The 1684-nt window shown below is 64.7% G+C and carries 4 protein-coding genes; 1 reads left to right on the forward strand and 3 read right to left on the reverse strand.

Annotation, left to right across the window (positions count from 1 at the left end; all coding sequences use genetic code 11):
* Positions 1-64 precede the first annotated feature (64 nt).
* The 3 genes from ACWD1Z_RS37410 to ACWD1Z_RS37420 form a co-directional block, all read right to left on the reverse strand.
* Positions 65-271: a hypothetical protein gene (locus tag ACWD1Z_RS37410; protein ID WP_451125373.1), complete on the reverse strand. Its 207-nt coding sequence runs from the start codon at positions 269-271 to the stop codon at positions 65-67.
* Entirely contained in the window at positions 268-393 is a 126-nt protein-coding gene (locus tag ACWD1Z_RS37415; RefSeq protein ID WP_279576826.1) for a hypothetical protein, read from the reverse strand. Before ACWD1Z_RS37415 ends, ACWD1Z_RS37410 begins: the two co-directional genes overlap by 4 nt.
* Positions 394-476: 83 nt before the next feature.
* Positions 477-827, reverse strand: coding sequence for an SCO3933 family regulatory protein (locus ACWD1Z_RS37420; RefSeq protein WP_451125375.1), 351 nt, complete (start codon positions 825-827; stop codon positions 477-479).
* A 170-nt stretch (positions 828-997) separates the two neighbouring features.
* Here ACWD1Z_RS37420 and ACWD1Z_RS37425 point away from each other — a divergent pair, with 170 nt between their 5' ends.
* Positions 998-1483, forward strand: a complete 486-nt coding sequence (locus tag ACWD1Z_RS37425; protein ID WP_451125377.1) for a GntR family transcriptional regulator — start codon at positions 998-1000, stop codon at positions 1481-1483.
* The last annotated feature ends 201 nt before the right edge of the window (positions 1484-1684 follow it).

Genomic DNA, 1684 nt, shown 5'->3' on the forward strand with positions numbered 1-1684 from the left:
AGCGAGTACTTTCTGGGGGCGGCCATGGTCGATGTTCCTCTCATGAGAACCATCTGACCCTCTGTCAACACACTCCGCATCTCGGGGGAACCTCATTCCAGCCCCACCGAACGCGGATGGCTTGCCGGATGGACTGTCGGGTCATGGCGTCGGCGCGCAGATAGCGGATTACCCACCACAGCGCCCATCCGATGAGCACCACCAGCGCCAGGTCGACCACCAGGGAGCCGGAGAGGAAGGCCCCTTCTGCCGGGTCGTTCGGACCGTTCATATGTCCCGCTCCAGAGGGTTGTAGAGGAAGGCCGCTAGGGCCGATTCGAGGGCCGTCCGGTCGGCCGAGGCGTCGAGACGGGGATAGCCGTAGCCGACGAGCACGCCCGCTACCGAGGTCACGAGGGATTCGGTGAACCGGGCATCCGGCCCGGCGTGAGGCAACGCGTAGTTGCGCTCAGCGCCAGACCGGGGAGCCGCGCCGCTCACGCCGCTTCAGCAGCCGGGGCCATCAGGTCCAGCCGGTCCGCGCGGTAGGCGATGCCATCCGAGAGCGAGCCGTTGAAGATTCGCGCCCACGGGGTGGCGAACAACTCCACCGGCATGACCGGGACACCGGGCTTGAGGCCGTCAGGGAGACCGGTCTCCGGGACGGTGATCTTCAGAGCCTCGGCGCGGCCCTCCTCCATGAAGAAGAGGGTGATCGTGTAGAGCTTCGCGCCGGTCTCACGATCGGTGGCGAACTGCGTCTTCTCCTGGTCCGCGTACTTCGGCACCGGCAGGGTTCCGACCATGAACGACGAGGTGGGGTGCAGGCCAACACGGATGCGTGCCATGGGAGTTGCTTCCTTTCGGTTGCGCTCCGCCAGACGGCGGGGCCTGATCACCATTGAACATAGCTGACCTAGCACTGTCAAGTGTGTGTGGTGAGCTAGGTGTCAGCTGACGTAGGCCACCTATGTCAGTGGGGTGTGCTAGGGGTGCTATGGGTCGCTACTCTTGGGCCATGAGCCCCGCGTCAGAGAGCAAGCAGGACCGTCGGCCGCCGTATCAGCACGCTGCCGACGAGCTCCGGCGCGACATCTTGCAGGGCCGGATCAAGCCGGGCGAGCAGATGCCGTCCATTCGCGAACTACAGGAACGCTTCGGCGTGGCCAACATGACCGCGAGGGGCGCACTCAACGTGCTGCGCGACGAAGGCTTGATCTACACGATCCACGGGCGAGGCAGCTTCGTAGCCGACCATGACGCCGCCGGCGAGTTCTCGGTGGGCTACACCCCGCCAGCGTGGTACCTCGGCAACAGGGACAAGACGTCCCCTCAGGCAGAGCAAACGGAGGGAAGCCCCGACGCCTCCGAAGCCACCGGGGACACCCTCACTGAGATGCTCACTGCTCTACGTGACGAGCTTCGTGCCCTCAGCGCTGAGCATCAGGAACTGCGGCGTGAGGTCGAGGAGCTGAAGTCTCAGCAATCGAAGTCGCAGTCTTGAGCTGAGCCACTTCCTCACGCAGTGCTCTGGTCTCCTTGCTGAGGCGACCGACCATTAACCGCATCTCCTGGATCAGCGCTGCCACTTGATTCGCGTCTTCGACGTGTGTCAACGGCCATTTCGTTCTCCCCGTAGGCGGCCAGGAGTTCGCCCCGCTGGCGGCCATCCAGTTCTCCCCGGTGGCGGCCAGATAATTCCCCG

The organism is Streptomyces sp. NPDC002784 (assembly GCF_053592135.1).

Coding starts and splice junctions, on each gene's coding strand:
- ACWD1Z_RS37410 (WP_451125373.1), bottom strand. CDS start 271: ATGAACGGTCCGAACGACCCGGCAGAAGGGGCCTTCCTCTCCGGCTCC.
- ACWD1Z_RS37420 (WP_451125375.1), bottom strand. CDS start 827: ATGGCACGCATCCGTGTTGGCCTGCACCCCACCTCGTCGTTCATGGTC.
- ACWD1Z_RS37425 (WP_451125377.1), top strand. CDS start 998: ATGAGCCCCGCGTCAGAGAGCAAGCAGGACCGTCGGCCGCCGTATCAG.